Origin of the sequence: Pseudovibrio sp. W74 (genome assembly GCF_001623085.1) — a bacterium.
Lineage (GTDB): Bacteria > Pseudomonadota > Alphaproteobacteria > Rhizobiales > Stappiaceae > Pseudovibrio.
Window position 1 is genome coordinate 15,436 of the sequence record NZ_LMCJ01000057.1, and the last position, 13,068, is coordinate 28,503.

Consider the following 13,068-nt stretch of genomic DNA (forward strand, 5'->3'; position numbering starts at 1 on the left):
ATCAATCGAGAGAAAGAGTTAGTTCACGCACACGACAGTTTTGCGACGTCGAAACATTGATTGTAATTGCAGAAAGATCTTGAAAACGCGGCAATACTGGAATGTTCTGGTAAACAACTCAGTGCGCTTATATTTCTATTTACCTGCCTCATATTTTGCATTTTTCCTCCCACATGCAGGTGTCAGGGCGCAGGAGCGGAGTTCCCTCGTCACCCACAGAAACTATTCTTTTTCCGTGGTGTGCGCATAGCTGATGGGTTATGAAACACTCTTGTTGTTTTATTCATTGGAAGGACGGACCCATGGCATCACAACGTACCATTCTCACTTCGCGTCGGCTCGTGAAGGTTTTTGGCGAAGATGCCAAGGAGTTTCTGCAAAATCTCGTGAGCTGTGACATCAGCGAGATCAATGCAACATCCAGCGCATTTGGTGCTCTTCTTACGCCTCAGGGAAAGATCCTCTGGGACTTCATTGTGTTTGCAGATGAGAGTACGGGTGGCTTCCTGATTGATGTGAGCGCTGATGAACTTGATGCGTTTGCCAAGCGTCTTGGTTTTTACAAGCTTCGCGCCAAGGTGACTGTGGAACCTGCTGATGAGACCATGCATGTGATCGCAGACTGGGGAGATGATTTGCCAGCGGATAAACCGCGCGATCCTCGTCATGCTGATATGGGTGTTCGTTATGTTTCCTCCGGCGAAGTTGCAGAGACTGCCTCAGAAGCTGACTATCATGCGCACCGCATCCAACTTGGCATTCCGCAAAGTGGGCTGGACTTTCAGCTGGCAGACGTGTTTCCGCATGATACGGACATGGACAGTCTCAATGGTGTGGCTTTCTCCAAAGGCTGTTTTATCGGGCAAGAGGTTGTTTCCCGCATGAAGCACCGCGGAACGGCCCGCAAGCGCATCATCAAAGTTTCCGCTGAAAGTGCGCTTCCTGCCGCTGGCAGTGATGTTCTGGCTGGAGAGAAGAGCGTTGGAACATTGGGCTCTTCGCAGAATACTGATGGGCTTGCCCTGCTGAGACTGGACCGTGTGAAAACTGCGATGGATGCAGGTGTATCGCTGACATGTGATGGTGTTGCCCTCACCCCTTCCATTCAAGAATGGGCAAGTTTCAACTGGCCTTCATCTGATTAAGAGATACAGCTAAAGCAATTCGCATTTAAGCTGGAACACATGAACTGCTTTAGTCTTTGTTTTGCGTATCTTTATCCGAAAACCAGTTTCCACTTTTCGGAGATACACTGTAGACATCACCTTAACCTTGACGACTGGCTTGATTGACTAATGTGTGCAGAGCTTTCCTCATCTTCCCCCCGTGCCTGGCAGCGGATGCTTTCTGGCAGAAGACTTAATCTTCTTGATCCGTCTCCGTTGGATGTGGAACTCTCTGATATAGCGCACGGCCTTGCGCGCGTTGCACGGTGGAATGGGCAGACAATTGGCGATCATGCGTTCTCTGTTGCCCAGCACTGTGTGGTGGTGGAAGAGATTGCGCTGATGGTCAAGCCTGATCTTGATATTCAATGGCGTATGGCAGTCTTGCTGCATGACGCGCCTGAGTATGTGATTGGGGATATGATCTCCCCTTTCAAGAACGTGATGGGTGGCACCTACAAGGCTGTTGAAGAGCGGCTGCACCATGCCATTCACAGGGCGTTCAACCTGCCCCCCGACTTGCCAGTCAGCATTGCCAAGCTTGCCAAGAAGGCTGACATTATCAGCGCCTATCTGGAAGCAATCCATCTGGCGGGCTTTAGCAAGGAAGAAGCTGACAAGATTTTCGGAAAGCCTGCAAAGGTTACTGCGGAGCAACTGGACACCTTGGCAGCAAGCATTGAGCCGCTGCCAACCAAGGATGCGCAAGAGGTCTTTCTGGCCCGGTTTGCTGAGCTTGATGACGCTCGCAAGAAAGTTGGAGGCCGCTGATGCTGCATGTCTGTCCACTTTCCAAGCTGGAAGACACGTTGACCTCAGCAAGGCCGAGCCATGTGCTCTCTCTCGTTTCTCCGGGAACAGAGGTGATCTTGCCTTCTGAGACAAAGCCTGCTCACCATCTGGTGCTGGAGTTCAACGACATTACTGAAGCACGTGAAGGTCTGCTTGCCCCCAATGCGACGCATGTAGAGCAACTGCTGGATTTTTCCCGTGATGCTGCACGCAACGGCTCTTTACTGGTGCATTGCTGGGCTGGTGTCAGCCGGTCTACAGCTGCTGCCTACATCATTGCCTGTGCGATTATGCCGGATACAGATGAACGTGCGCTGGCCCAACATTTGCGCAAGGTTTCTCCTGTAGCCACACCCAATCCGCTGCTTATCTCTTTGGCAGACACTCTTTTGCAGCGAAATGGGCGCATGATACAATCAATCATCGAGCTTGGTCGTGGTGCAGAGACTTTTGAGGGCAACCTGTTCTCGCTTGATCCTGCCGCACTTGTTGAACTGGCATGACGGATACGGAGCAAACATTGATGAGCAATGCAGTGGAAACAGGAAATGCAGCCCAACGCGGTGCTGACATGGAGCCTGTCCAGCTTGGCATTGGTCTGAGTGCTGTCATTGTTTCCGTAAAAGACAAAGTGCCCTTTGTGTTGACTGTGCCGCAAAAAGTGCCTGACGAGTTGTCTGGCCTGCCCTCCGGCCCGTTTGACCCACGCGTACACCGCACCTTTGAGCTGGGTTTGCGTGCGTTTGTTGAAGAACAGACTGCCCTTCATATTGGCCATGTGGAACAGCTTTACACCTTTGGTGACCGCGACAGATATTCTCTGGCGCGGATTGGTGAGCCGCATATGGTTTCTGTCGGCTATCTGGCATTGACACGCCAGACACCAGAATCTGAGCGGCTGCTTGCCAGACAAGGTGCTCGCTGGCGTCCCTGGTATGACTTTTTTCCCTGGGAAGACTGGCGTGGCGGTCAGCCGAAGATGCTGGAAGAGATTATTCATCCCAGCATGGAGACCTTCAGCAAGGCCCCGGATGATGATGCCAAGGCCTACCACGAGCTGAGCCGGAAAGATCGTTACCAGCTCGCCTTTGGTGTGGGCTCTTTGAAATGGGATGAGGAACGCGTTCTGGACCGTTACGAGTTGCTTTATGGCTCCGGTCTTATGCGTGAGGCCTTGCGCGATAAGCAGCCAACTGCGCTGGAACGCAGCACCTTGCCAGACCTTGGCGAGGGCCTTGCCCATGATCACCGCCGTATTCTGGCAACGGCACTTTCCCGGTTGCGGGCAAAACTGAAGTATCGGCCTGTTGTCTTCGAATTGATGCCACCTGAGTTTACCCTGACCGATCTGCAGCAGACGGTTGAGGCGATTTCTGGCCGGCATATTCACAAACAGAACTTCCGCCGTCTGGTGGAAACGGGGCAGCTGGTTGAGCAGACGGGCAGAACTTCAACCGCGACGGGCGGGCGCCCAGCAGCTCTTTACCGGTTCAGAAGAGACATTTTGAAAGAGCGCCCGGCCCCGGGATTGCGCGTTAGCTTGCTCTGATTCACATTTTCGCCTTAAGTGACGTAAGGTTATCTACAATTTTTTTGAGTTTTTTCTCGGCAAAAATTCATAGGAAAAACGGAGTTGTGGATTTAGCAGGGAGCCTTATGGTTAATCTTGTTAAGATTTTGATTATGTTGATATCCTACAGCCACACCAAGATATCACAGGTGTCATTTCCTGCATGAAGCCTTTTGTTTCCTATGATTTTTGGCCAACTGAAAAATCCACCCAGACATGAAATAGCCCTAGTTTTTTGGTGAGTACCGTCCCTGCATATTAACCATATGCTGGCTGTCAGCGGCGTGAACTGTGGCAGAATAACTGGGGTTTTGGCGGGCTTAACTTTATATCAAGGTTAAAAGCGAAAAATGCACTCATCCGGAAAAGTGACGGGCGGGAGTGTTTTATCGGGCTTCTTCATCCTGTCGATCTCAGAGTTTGGGGTTCCCTTTTCAGGGAGTGAGAGACGCTGAGTTTTTGGGCGTTGATTTGGAGTAGATTGCGTATGTCGGGCCATGGGATGAAGAAGAATGCAGGACGCCGTGCTGTCCTCATGTACTTTAAGTACCCAATTCTAGCTGCAGGGCTTGCAGTTGGAACCTTTGCTGCATCTCCAGTTGCGTTGCAGGATATTCCGGCACTGACCGGAAACCTCGACGAGGAAACGCCGCGATGGATGCAATCTGTCTCCGCACGGGATAGCCAGAAATTTGCAAAGTACTTCGTAGCCCCTGAGAAGAAAACTCCACAGCGCCATGCGGTGAACCGCACCGGCAAGAGTGACATGCTCGTCACTACTCTGCCGAGCCGTGTTGTGGCTTTCATTCAAAATGCAGGCAAACCGAAAAGCTCCGACAGATTTGTTTCCCAGCTGCCGCAAATGGCTTTCAACGGCCATTATGGTGGGGATGCGCTGGCCGGTCTTGCCGACAACAATGGGCAGGCGGACACGTCTCCACTCGGCAAAGCGGCACGCCGTGCAGCACTTGCTGCCCGCAAGCAAATTGCGCAGAAGACAGTTAAGCCAGCGACCCTTTCCATCGCCAAGCAAAACGAGATTGCTCTGGCAACTGCTTATGCTCCAGCCACACCGCAGACCAACAAAGCTCCGTTTGATGCGCTGCTGAGCAAACCCAAAGTTTCGATTACGCCTTCCGGCAAGCCAAGACTTTCAGACAAAGAACTGGCCTCTACTTCAGGGACCAATCCGCACTGGTGGTACATGCGCCAGTTGCCGAGCTCTGTGAGAAAATCCAAGAAGGAAATGCGCTGTCTGGCTGAGGCGATCTATTTTGAAGCGCGCAGTGAACCTCGTGATGGGCAGATTGCCGTTGCGCAGGTTGTTCTCAACCGTCTGAAGAACCCGGCTTATCCTAACACGGTGTGCGGGGTGGTTTATCAGAACAAAGGCATGAAGAACGCCTGCCAGTTCTCGTTTGCTTGTGATGGCATTCCTGAGCGCGTGACTGAAGCTGGTCCATGGGCCAAAGCGAAGAAGATCGCGCAGCAGATTGTAAAGGGTGAGGTCAGCATTCCAGCTGTTGATGCCTCTACTCATTACCATGCAACTTATGTTCGCCCGAACTGGGCACCGACCATGCAGCGTAAGAAGCGCATTGGTAAGCACATCTTCTACAAGACCTACCGAGGTGGCTGGAGCTAATCCACGACCTCATATGTGAGAAGAATTTGGTGGCCTGACCGCTCCAATTTTAACCCCGCACCAGCGACTGGCTGATGCGGGGTTTCTTTTTGTCTAAACCTGCTTGTTGTAGCGTTACTCGACTTCCACGATGGTACGACCGCGGACTTGCCCTTTGAGCAGCTTTGCAGCGCGTTCTTCAACATCTGCCAGCTTGATTGTCTCAGACAGAGTGTCCAGCTTGGCAAGATCGAGATCCTGCACCAGTCGGCGGTAAGCCTGCTCGCGCAGGGCCATAGGCGCCATAACAGAATCTACGCCGAGCAGAGCTACACCGCGCAAAATGAACGGCATGACAGATGCTGGCAGGTCCATGCCCTGCGCCAGACCACACGCAGCAACAGCACCGCCGTAGTTGGTCTGTGCCAGCAGATTTGCAAGTGTATGACTGCCTGCTACATCAACCGCACCAGCCCAGCGTTCCTTGCCGAAAGGTTTGCCCTTTTCGACCAGCTCGGCCCGATCGAGCACTTCTGTTGCGCCGAGGCTCTTGAGGAAGTCAGCTTCCTCGGTGCGTCCTGTGAAGGCGATAGTCTCGAACCCAAGTTTGGACAGCAGGCTGATGGCAACGGACCCAACACCACCGGATGCGCCGGAGACTGCGATTGGTCCTTGGTCAGGTGTCAGGCCGTATTTCTCCACCGCCATAACGCAGAGCATGGCGGTGTAACCTGCGGTGCCAATGGCAGCTGCGCGGGCGGCGGAGATTTCTTCCGGGCGATGTAAAAGGCACTCGGAGTTCAAACGGGCGACTTGCGCGTAGGCGCCGGTGTGGACTTCACCAACACCATAGCCGTTGAGGAGGACCTGATCGCCCGGTTTGAAGCGGTCGCTTTCGCTGGTGAGCACTTCGCCAACGACGTCGATGCCCGGCACCATCGGGAACTTGCGGGTGATGCCCGGTGCGCCTGCAAGGGCCATCCCATCCTTGTAGTTGATGGTGGTGTGCGTGACTTTGACTGTCACGTCTCCTGCAGAGAGCTGATCAACACTGACCTTGTTCCACTTGGCAGGTAGTGGCTTGCGGCCGCTTTCATCTGCTTCAATCCAGAGGGCATCAAACTCGCTCATGGCCAATCCTTCTCGCCAATTCATGTTGCATGAAAGCTGGCAGAAGGAGGGCCATAAGGCAAGAAAATAACGCTAGGCAATATTCCGGTGTAACACACTGACAAACCTAGCTAGTTCACCCAATAGGCGTCTTACGCAGGCTTGGCGACCAGACGCCCTGCGGTGGCGGACTGTTCGCGGATTGGCCAGTGTACGATGGCCGCGAAAATACCGAGTGCGATTCCGAGCCACCAGATAGCATCGTAGTTGCCGCTGCGCTCATAGAGCACACCGCCCAGATATACTCCCAGGAAGGACCCGATCTGGTGAGAGAAGAACACGATGCCGAACAGCGTTCCCATGTAACGTGGGCCGAACATGACAGCGACGAGCCCTGATGTTGGTGGCACGGTGGAGAGCCACAAGATTCCCATGGTGGCTGCGAAGATCAGTGTCGACATCTCTGAGATTGGTAGTGTGATGTAGAGCGTGATGGCGATGGCACGGGCAATATAGATGAATGACAGCAAGTATTGTTTCGGAACCCGTGACCCCAACACGCCGGAGGACATGGAGCCAACAATGTTGAACAGGCCGATCAAAGCCAGCGCCCATGCGCCGACGGAAACGTCAAAACCCTGATCCACGATGAAGGTCGGCATGTGCACGGTGATGAACGCCACGTGGAAACCACAGACGAAGAAGCCGAAGACCAGCAGGATGTAGTCTCTGGTTTTGAAGGCCAGACCCAATGTTTGAGAAAGGGTCATGCTGTCCTGCGGGTTCGCAGAGTTGCCAGCAGCTGGAGCTGCGGAACGGCCACGCAGGATATAAGCGAACAGGGGTACGATGGCGACGACAGCTGCCATATAGATCAGTGCGCTGGACCAGCCATAGTTTTCGATCAGGCCCAGGCCCAGCGGTGCAAAGAGAAACTGGCCGAAGGAGCTGGCAGCTGTGCCCATGCCAAAGGCGATGCCGTGGTATTGGGGCTGAACAGACCGCGCAAAGGCAGCCAAAACAAGCGAGAAGGATGTGAAGGCGACACCCAGACCGATCAAAACACCTGCGGAGACCTGTAGTAAGAGTGGTGTGTCTGACAGGCTCATAAGATAGAGGCCGATGGCGTAGATGATCGCGCCGAGTACCAGAGTTCTTCCTGTGCCGAATTTATCTGCCATCATCCCAGCGAAAGGCTGTGCAACGCCCCAAACGAGGTTTTGAAGTGCCAGCGCAAAGGCAAACACATCCCTGCCCCAGCCAAACTCTGAGGACATGGGCGTCAGGAACAATCCAAGGGTTGCCCGTGGTCCAAACGAGAGAATGCCGATGATACATCCGCTGATGATTATGAGCGGGACGTTGGGGCCGCGCCGGACAGAGGATTGGTTCTCGACCTGGGTCGCTTGAGACATGCAATTTCCTTTCCTGCATCCGACAGAGAGTTTCGGCCAGACGCTGGACCAATGGTGTCCGTTTTTCGCTGAGCAGCGGGGAATAATCAGGTTTAATCTAATTTTCCGTTCTGCAATAATTGAAATTACTTAGGTCATCCATCAGCAATTGGAATGAGTCTTTATCCCTAAGGCATTTTGCTGGAAAGCTCTCTCTGATCAAATGCGGTCATATGTGGGAATACTAATATATTTCAAAATGCTAGCGAAACTGGCGGAGTCGCTTGACTTTGATTTGGGTCCTGACCTAATTCCCCCGTCAACATTTAGGGGCCGACCATGACCTACTCATTTTTTTTCGGAAAAACACTCGCTGCAGGCCTGCTTGCCTTTGCTGTAAGCGCACCTTTGGCAGCTTCTGCGCAGGACGTTGTGCAAAGCCAGGCTGAGCTGACTGCACGCGTTGAAAAGCATGCACCTGCCAAAGAGCTTTACATCAAGGACCGTCCAATCCTTGGCTGGAAGATCACTGGTGACACACCGGCTGACCTGCCAGAAGCGATCCGTGGCCCTTTGGGTTCTGTGGACTCCACCAGCTACGATGATGCTTACATCGCAAAGAATGTAGGTTCTGTTGTTGCGCTGCAGATGAGCAAGACCGGCCCTGATTTTTACGTGATTGGCAAAGAGACCTTCACCTCCAAGTACGAGATGGTTGGTCTGGAAGAAGTCGCTGCGAAAAACACACGTCTTGTAAAGCGTTTGGATATGGCTCCAGAGGTTCTGGCGCTGTTTAATGCAAAAGACGCAGGCCTGACGGGAGCACTGAAGACCGTTCCCGTTGAGATGGTTCGCATGTCTGCCATCGGTTATGCCCCAGCTGCTGAAGTGATCATTCAATCTCCATGGGGCACACAGACCAAGCCTGCTGATCAGGATGGTTTCCTCGTGTTCGACAGCGGTGAGAACCAGTACTACATGGTCAATCAGGGCGCTGATGGTAACCCATCCAGCTACGTCCCAGCCAAGTAAAAGCCCTTTTCTGCTCTCAAGTGATGTGAGCCCGGCATTTCCTCTGATTAAGCGGAAATGTCGGGCTTTTCTCATTTGTACCCTGCAAATTTAGGAAATTAAGTGATTACTCAGTAAGGCTAAATCGAGCTTAAACGCAGCAATCATATGCATCCGGCAAAAGAATAGGTTGTCGACGCGAGGGAAGAGGTCTATAAAAACTCAAAATGAGCATAAGGGTTGGCATCGGCATTGTGGCCGTGTTTTTTTATATACCCCTTATACTCACATTGAGTATAATCCGGTTCCAGGCCGGCAGAATAAGGGATAGCGCATGTCCGCCACGACTACATTCGCTGAAGCAGACAGCCTTGCTGTCAATGACATTACTGCCGGCATTGAGGGTGCTGCTGTTCAAGCTGGCGCACCAGCGCCCAAACAGTATACCCCTTTGGAGCGTCCAGACCTTGCCTACACGCCTGAGGTCGCAGAAGCGACAGCAGAGGCCTATGAGAAGGTAAAGGACTTCATTCCTGCGATTGAATGGGCTGCTCTTGCCCCGTTGATTTTTGCGATCAACAAAGTGAAGAAAGAGCGCGACGCCGTTATTCTGGCGCACAATTATATGACCCCGGATATCTTCCACGGTGTGGCTGATATTGTTGGCGACAGCCTGCAGCTGGCGAAAGAAGCTGCGAAGACTGAATCTCAGGTTATCGTTCAGTGCGGTGTGCACTTCATGGCTGAGACTTCCAAGATCCTGTCTCCGGAAAAGACCGTTTTGATCCCGGATATGGATGCAGGTTGCTCCCTTGCAGAATCCATCACAGGTGCAGATGTACGAAAGCTGCGCGAAGCCAATCCGGGCGTTCCGATCATCACTTATGTCAACACCTCCGCCGATGTGAAGGCTGAGTGCGATATTTGCTGCACCTCTTCCAACGCGGTTCAGGTTGTTGAAGCCATGGGCACTGACAAGGTGCTGCTGATCCCTGATCAGTACCTTGCAGCCAACGTGAACAACCAGACTGATGTTGATGTGTTGACCTATGCCGGCTCATGCGAAGTGCATGAGCGCTTTACGGCGGAAGAGCTGCGCGACTACCGAGCCATTGACCCTGATGTGAAGATCATTGCGCACCCAGAGTGCCCGCCGGAAGTTGTTGCAGAAGCTGACTTTGCTGGCTCAACCTCTCATATGATTGACTGGGTGAAGGACAACAGCCCTGAGAAGGTGATGATGATCACCGAGTGCTCCATGGCGGACAATGTTGCCTCCTCCACACCTGGCGTGAACTACATTCGCCCTTGCAACCTGTGCCCACACATGAAGCGCATCACCCTCACCAAAATTTTGGACTGTTTGCTCGATATGTCTGGTGAAGTGATTGTTGATGAAAGTGTGGCGGATCGCGCTCGTGCCTCCGTAGAACGCATGATCAACTTGAAGAACTAGAGGCTTTCGTGTAGCTGGCATATTGAAAAGTCTTCAGTGCACCCTGCTGCCTTTAACGGCAGCGGGCCTTTTAGATCAGGTCCCCATAGTCTGGAATAATCTCTGAAATGTCTCAGTTCGGTTCTTCTCTCGCCCCTGCTGTTGCTCTGAACGGCGTGGATGATGTTGTTATCTTAGGTGGTGGCCTTGCTGGCCTGTTTTGCGCGCTCAAGCTTGCGCCGCGGCCAGTGACCATTGTGACCAACGCGCCAATTGGTGGTGGCACCTCTTCTGCATGGGCACAAGGCGGCATTGCTGCTGCTGTGGCCGAGGGTGATCACCACTCTGCCCATACGCAGGATACGCTGACAGCAGGCGACGGCATTTGCGAAGAAGCCATTGTTGAAGGCATGACACGTGAAGCGTCTGACCGCATTCACGATCTGCTGGGCTATGGCGTACCCTTTGACAAAGACCTTGCTGGCAAGCTGGCCCTTTCCCGCGAGGCTGCCCACTCCAGCCACCGTGTTGTGCGTGTGCGTGGTGACATGGCTGGTGAAGCCATTATGCAGGCGCTTGTTGATGCGGCCTACAAGACACCGTCTATCCGCATCATCGAAGGATACATTGGTTGTCAACTGATCGCAGAAGGCCGGTATGTCACCGGCATTACTGCGCGTCGCCGTGGTGGTACGCAGCGCATTACCATTCCTGCAAAAGCTGTTGTGCTGGCCTCCGGTGGAGTTGGCCATCTTTATTCAACTACCACCAATCCGGGGGAAGCAAACGGACATGGCCTTGCGATGGCTGCCCGTGCAGGTGCGCTGGTTTCTGATGCCGAGTTTGTTCAATTCCACCCAACAGCTCTCAATGTTGAACAGGACCCTGCCCCGCTTGCAAGTGAAGCGATCCGCGGTGATGGTGCGATCCTCATCAACAATGACGGTCACCGCTTTATGGATGGCATCCATCCTGATCTTGAGCTGGCCCCTCGTGATATTGTTGCGCGCGCGATCCATACAGAACTTGCGGTTGGCCGTGGTGCTTTCCTTGATTGCCGAGAGGCCATTGGGGCAAGCTTCCCTGAGCACTTTACCCGCGTTTATGCAGCCTGCGAGAAGGCTGGTATTGATCCGATCAATGGTTTGATCCCTGTTGCTCCGGCAGCACATTACCACATGGGTGGTGTGCTGACCGATGCCTCTGGCCGAACCTCTGTCGACAACCTTTGGGCGGCAGGTGAAGTTGCGGCGACGGGGGCACATGGTGCCAATCGTCTGGCATCCAACTCTTTGCTTGAAGCTGTTGTGTTTGCAGGTCGCATTGCAGAAGACATTCAGGCCCTCATGCCGCATCACCGGGTGCATCATTGGGCTGAAATCGATGATGTTGATGATCAGGCCTCCACACGCAACCCGCAGGAACGTGCCGTTGTTTCCATGGTTCGCTCTGCTATGTCCCGCCATGTTGGTGTGGTTCGTGATGCAGAAGGGCTGACAAGGACCCTTGCACGGTTGCAGAACGCTGAGACGCTGTGCCGCCGCGACTCCATTCTCAACATGGTGATTGCAGCCAAGCTGATTACAGGGTCTGCTCTGCTTCGCGAAGAAAGCCGAGGCGGTCATTTCCGTTCTGACTTCCCGCAGAAGGCGGAGGTTGCCAAGCGCTCCTTTGTGAAGCTTGCACAAATTGAGAAGCTGGCGAGCGAGGCTGCTGCCGGCGATGTTGGCCAGCAGGCTGTTGAAGAGGAAGACATGCTATGAGCCGTCCGTCTTCATTGCCCGAGCTTTCGTTGATCATGGTCGATGATGCCGTCAAAGCTGCTTTGCTTGAGGACTTTGGCCGCGCGGGTGACATCACCTCGCAGGCGACCATTCCGGCTGATGCTGTTGCAACGGGTGTGATTGCGGCTCGTAAGGATGGCGTGCTGGCTGGCATTGATCTGGCTCTTTCCGCATTTCGTCAGGTTGATCCTACTCTCGATGTTACCGTGCTGGCGCAGGACGGGGATAAGTTGGAGCCGGGTACCATTATCGCCCGCATTCACGGTCCCGCTCGTGCACTGCTGGAGGCGGAGCGTGTGGCCCTGAACTTTTTGAGCCATCTTTCGGGCATTGCGAGCGCTACGAACGCATTTCAACGCAAAATTTCACATACCAACGCAAAAGTGGTTTGCACCCGAAAAACCACTCCGGGACTGCGTAGTTTCGAGAAGTATGCGGTGCGCTGTGGCGGCGGTATGAACCACCGGTTTGGTCTGGATGATGCGATCCTAATTAAGGACAACCACATCGCCGTTGCCGGTGGGGTTGTCCCCGCCATTGAGAGTGCCCGCGCGTTTGCCGGCCACCTTGTGCGCATTGAGGTTGAAGTGGATACACTCGACCAACTGAAGGAAGCACTCACAGCCAAGCCTGATGTGGTAATGCTGGACAATATGGGGCCTGAGCTTCTGGCACAGGCGGTTGAGATCAACAAGGGTCAAGCCGTACTGGAAGCGTCTGGTACGATTACACTTTCGACCATTCAAGCGATTGCGGAAGCTGGCGTTGATATCATCTCCTCCGGCTGGATCACGCACTCAGCTCCTATTCTGGATCTGGGGCTTGATATTGAGATCGACTAGACGTTAGAGCGTTTGGCAAATTGAAATGAAAAAGGCCCGATCTGATGACCGGGCCTTTTTCTTGTTCTGATCTTATCCAACACCTTACATGTTTGGATAGTTCGGTCCGCCTGTGCCTTCCGGAACGGTCCAGGTTATGTTGCCGTTCGGGTCTTTGATGTCACAGGTCTTACAGTGAACGCAGTTTTGAGCGTTGATCTGGAAGCGTGGCGGTTCGCCGTTTTCTTCCACCCACTCATACACACCAGCGGGACAATAACGGTTCGACGGACCAGCGTAGACATCGTGCTCGGAAAGCTTCTGCAAAGTCTCGTCGCGCAGCTTCAGATGGATCGGCTGG

The 13,068-nt window shown here is 53.4% G+C and carries 12 protein-coding genes; 9 read left to right on the forward strand and 3 right to left on the reverse strand.

The window, feature by feature from the left end; translation table 11 throughout:
* Positions 1-302 precede the first annotated feature (302 nt).
* The 5 genes from PsW74_RS23090 (at position 303) to PsW74_RS23110 (ending at position 5,173) form a co-directional block, all read left to right on the forward strand.
* Complete coding sequence (locus tag PsW74_RS23090) at positions 303-1,145, forward strand: folate-binding protein YgfZ (protein WP_063287259.1); 843 nt, start codon at positions 303-305, stop codon at positions 1,143-1,145.
* A gap of 150 nt (positions 1,146-1,295) precedes the next feature.
* Positions 1,296-1,937 carry an HD family hydrolase gene (locus PsW74_RS23095; RefSeq protein WP_057464872.1) on the forward strand — a complete coding sequence of 214 codons (642 nt, stop codon included), beginning with the start codon at positions 1,296-1,298 and terminating at the stop codon, positions 1,935-1,937.
* Positions 1,937-2,461: a hypothetical protein gene (locus PsW74_RS23100; protein WP_057464871.1), complete on the forward strand. Its 525-nt coding sequence runs from the start codon at positions 1,937-1,939 to the stop codon at positions 2,459-2,461. The genes PsW74_RS23095 and PsW74_RS23100 overlap by 1 nt, the downstream gene beginning before the upstream one ends.
* Positions 2,462-2,481: 20 nt before the next feature.
* Positions 2,482-3,507 carry an NAD regulator gene (locus tag PsW74_RS23105; RefSeq protein ID WP_193775917.1) on the forward strand — a complete coding sequence of 342 codons (1,026 nt, stop codon included), beginning with the start codon at positions 2,482-2,484 and terminating at the stop codon, positions 3,505-3,507.
* 508 nt (positions 3,508-4,015) lie between these two features.
* The gene (locus tag PsW74_RS23110; protein WP_063287258.1) at positions 4,016-5,173 is read left to right on the forward strand and encodes a cell wall hydrolase; all 1,158 of its coding nucleotides are present in this window, start codon (positions 4,016-4,018) and stop codon (positions 5,171-5,173) included.
* Positions 5,174-5,287: 114 nt separating this feature from the next.
* On the opposite strand, the gene PsW74_RS23115 is transcribed toward PsW74_RS23110, so the two are convergent.
* Both PsW74_RS23115 and PsW74_RS23120 read right to left on the reverse strand, forming a co-directional pair.
* A complete protein-coding gene (locus tag PsW74_RS23115) occupies positions 5,288-6,307 on the reverse strand; it encodes an MDR family oxidoreductase (protein WP_063287257.1) in 1,020 nt (339 codons plus the stop codon).
* Positions 6,308-6,414: 107 nt separating this feature from the next.
* Positions 6,415-7,677 carry an MFS transporter gene (locus tag PsW74_RS23120; RefSeq protein ID WP_063287256.1) on the reverse strand — a complete coding sequence of 421 codons (1,263 nt, stop codon included), beginning with the start codon at positions 7,675-7,677 and terminating at the stop codon, positions 6,415-6,417.
* Between the two features lie 318 nt (positions 7,678-7,995).
* On the opposite strand from PsW74_RS23120, the gene PsW74_RS23125 reads away from it, so the two are divergent.
* From PsW74_RS23125 to nadC, 4 genes are all read left to right on the forward strand, one after another.
* A complete protein-coding gene (locus tag PsW74_RS23125) occupies positions 7,996-8,688 on the forward strand; it encodes a hypothetical protein (RefSeq protein ID WP_063287255.1) in 693 nt (230 codons plus the stop codon).
* Positions 8,689-9,001: 313 nt separating this feature from the next.
* A complete protein-coding gene (gene nadA / locus PsW74_RS23130; protein ID WP_063287254.1) occupies positions 9,002-10,123 on the forward strand; it encodes a quinolinate synthase NadA in 1,122 nt (373 codons plus the stop codon).
* Between the two features lie 107 nt (positions 10,124-10,230).
* Positions 10,231-11,865, forward strand: a complete 1,635-nt coding sequence (locus tag PsW74_RS23135; RefSeq protein ID WP_063287253.1) for an L-aspartate oxidase — start codon at positions 10,231-10,233, stop codon at positions 11,863-11,865.
* A complete protein-coding gene (gene nadC, locus PsW74_RS23140) occupies positions 11,862-12,728 on the forward strand; it encodes a carboxylating nicotinate-nucleotide diphosphorylase (protein ID WP_063287252.1) in 867 nt (288 codons plus the stop codon). The genes PsW74_RS23135 and nadC overlap by 4 nt, the downstream gene beginning before the upstream one ends.
* 84 nt (positions 12,729-12,812) lie before the next feature.
* Here the strand turns inward: nadC and PsW74_RS29975 are convergent.
* Positions 12,813-13,068, reverse strand: a 256-nt coding sequence (locus PsW74_RS29975) for a 4Fe-4S dicluster domain-containing protein (protein WP_244277895.1), incomplete at its 5' end; no start/stop codon positions are given.

Coding starts and splice junctions, on each gene's coding strand:
- PsW74_RS23090 (WP_063287259.1), top strand. CDS start 303: ATGGCATCACAACGTACCATTCTCACTTCGCGTCGGCTCGTGAAGGTT.
- PsW74_RS23095 (WP_057464872.1), top strand. CDS start 1,296: ATGTGTGCAGAGCTTTCCTCATCTTCCCCCCGTGCCTGGCAGCGGATG.
- PsW74_RS23100 (WP_057464871.1), top strand. CDS start 1,937: ATGCTGCATGTCTGTCCACTTTCCAAGCTGGAAGACACGTTGACCTCA.
- PsW74_RS23105 (WP_193775917.1), top strand. CDS start 2,482: ATGAGCAATGCAGTGGAAACAGGAAATGCAGCCCAACGCGGTGCTGAC.
- PsW74_RS23110 (WP_063287258.1), top strand. CDS start 4,016: ATGTCGGGCCATGGGATGAAGAAGAATGCAGGACGCCGTGCTGTCCTC.
- PsW74_RS23115 (WP_063287257.1), bottom strand. CDS start 6,307: ATGAATTGGCGAGAAGGATTGGCCATGAGCGAGTTTGATGCCCTCTGG.
- PsW74_RS23120 (WP_063287256.1), bottom strand. CDS start 7,677: ATGTCTCAAGCGACCCAGGTCGAGAACCAATCCTCTGTCCGGCGCGGC.
- PsW74_RS23125 (WP_063287255.1), top strand. CDS start 7,996: ATGACCTACTCATTTTTTTTCGGAAAAACACTCGCTGCAGGCCTGCTT.
- nadA (WP_063287254.1), top strand. CDS start 9,002: ATGTCCGCCACGACTACATTCGCTGAAGCAGACAGCCTTGCTGTCAAT.
- PsW74_RS23135 (WP_063287253.1), top strand. CDS start 10,231: ATGTCTCAGTTCGGTTCTTCTCTCGCCCCTGCTGTTGCTCTGAACGGC.
- nadC (WP_063287252.1), top strand. CDS start 11,862: ATGAGCCGTCCGTCTTCATTGCCCGAGCTTTCGTTGATCATGGTCGAT.